This window comes from Helicobacter pylori FD535 (genome assembly GCF_000296015.2).
GTDB classification, from domain to species: domain Bacteria; phylum Campylobacterota; class Campylobacteria; order Campylobacterales; family Helicobacteraceae; genus Helicobacter; species Helicobacter pylori_CT.
Window position 1 is genome coordinate 1 of record NZ_AKHP02000077.1, and the last position, 2315, is coordinate 2315.

Sequence of the window (2315 nt, forward strand, 5' to 3'; positions counted from 1 at the left end):
AGTCAAGAACCGCCCTTATCTGTATTAGAAAAAAGCCAACTAGAGAAGCAAAAGAAACTAGAAAGCGAAAGATTAGAAAGCGAACAAGAGTTTTTAAAAGCTAAAGAGCAAGAATTAAAGCGTAAAGAAGCCTTAAAAAAGAAATTAGAACACGAGCGAGGCAATGCGGGCAACATTGAAAGCCAGACTAAAATAGAAGTAGGAGAGGATATACCCGTGAACGCGCTAAAAGAAATCCCTAAAAGCCGAGTAAGATTGAACGAAAGAGAGATTTACGATCTAGACTATGCGATCGTGAAAGCCAAAGACTTAAAACCGAGCTTCACCACAGGCGGGACGCAAAAACGCATGCGAGTGAACGAAGAGCAGATCAAAAACATTTCGCAAAATTTTGACCCTAAAAAGATATTTGGGAGCGGAGGTTTTGAAGATTTACCAATCATTCTACATGATGGGCAAGTGATCGCAGGAAACCACCGAATCCAAGGCATGCTAAACTTCACGCCTAAAAGCCGTTACACTTACGAGAAAGCGATCAAGGAATACTACCACATAGACTTAAAACCGGACGAGTTGTTAGTTCGGATACCTAACAAGCGCCTAAACAATACCGAGATCAACAATTTAGCGGCTTCATCTAATCAAGGACGATTCAATAGCGAGAGTGATCATGCGATAGCGGTTTTAAGCCATTACGAAGCGAAATTGAAAGAATTAGACCAAAAATTAGACGCTGATAGCATTTACTTTTTAAAAAACATTGTGGCTAAAAACCTTAATTTTGACAAGGCCACTCACCCTAATGTAACAGATAGTAATTTAGTGTTGCTTATGTTTAACATGCCACGAACGAAAACGCAAGGGATAGAACTACTCAACCGCTGGCAAAAAGAATTTTCAAACGACATTAAAAGCTATGAAAAGGTTAAAAAAATGTTTGTAGATAACGCCGGGAGTTTTCATAATTTAATCCATGATATGAATTTCCCTAAGGTGAGCCTGAACGCTTATTTAAGCGATATTATGGATCGCAGTTTTGCGAATTTAAAGAATTACCAAACCACAAGCGAGAGCCTGAAAGATTTGAGCGAAAAATTCTATAAAACGAGTTCTTTAGAAATGTTTGAAAAGAGCGATCAAACTACGAGCGACATTAGCGAGATTTTAGGAAGTGCTGTCGCACGATTTGCGAGGTTTGATGATCCGAGCAAAGCGTTATTTGAAGCCTTAAAGAGCGATAACATTAAAAAAGGTTTGAAAGATTTCAAAATCGCAGATGTTACTAAGGACATGTTTAACCCTGATAGTAAGGAATTTAAGGATATTGATATTTACGACTTCACGCATTACCTTTTAATGGCCAATAGAGAGCCGAACGAAAATAACCCTACTTTAAAGCGCTTGATAGAAGCCGTGAAGGACATGCAAAAAGAGAGCGAGAAGGGGATTAAAGAAGTTAGCAAAACAAGCGCTAAAGAAAGCGAGATTAAAGAACGAGCCTTTAAGGTCATAGAAGACAAAGAAGCGTTTTTGAAAGATTTGAACGCTATCAAACCCATGCAATTACCGAGAGAGATTGATATTGATAGCTTTTTAAACGCTTTTAATGGTGTTAAAAATAAAGAAAATTTCATTAAACATTTACAAAATAAGCCTGATGCTAAGCACCGATTAGCTTATTTGCATTTAGTAGAACCGACCTTGAAAGAACCCGATATTACGCTTATTTTCAAAGATAAAGGTAAGGAAGTTAAAAAAGAGCATATCAAAGCCTTCCAAGGCGATCCTAAAACGATTTATTATTTTTTAGTCACACAGGATAATGATAGTAAGCTTATTACGAGATTGAAAGTTAAACCGATTTACATTAAAGCAGAGATTGACAAGGCGGACATTATCCACTCTTTCATTCCGCAGGCAAGAACGCTTAAAGAATAAGCCGATGGAGTGGGCTTGCATTTAAATGATAAAACAAAAATTTTAACCAGTCAAGGAGTAAGAACACAATGAATTACCCTAATTTGCCTAATAGCGCTTTAGAAATCACAGAACAACCACAGGTCAAAGAAATCACTAACGAGCTTTTAAAGCAACTACAGAGCGCTTTAAAACCTAATAGCCTTTTTACCGAGCAAGTAGAATTAAGCCTTAAAGGTATCGTTAGGATTTTAGAGGTGCTTTTAAGTTTGGATTTTTTCAAAAACGCCAACGAGATTGATAAAAGTTTAAGAAATTCCATTGAATGGATTAGTAACGCAAGCGAGAGCTTGAAAATTAAAATGAAAGAATACGAGGGCTTTTTTAACGATTTTAAT

General features: G+C 36.9%; 1 protein-coding gene and 1 pseudogene. Both read left to right on the forward strand.

Annotation, left to right across the window (positions count from 1 at the left end):
- Positions 1–1938: hypothetical protein (locus DV63_RS17330; protein ID WP_020982503.1), on the forward strand; the 1938-nt coding region annotated here is incomplete at its 5' end.
- A gap of 68 nt (positions 1939–2006) precedes the next feature.
- Positions 2007–2315, forward strand: a pseudogene (locus DV63_RS17335) (DUF1542 domain-containing protein); the annotation flags it as partial.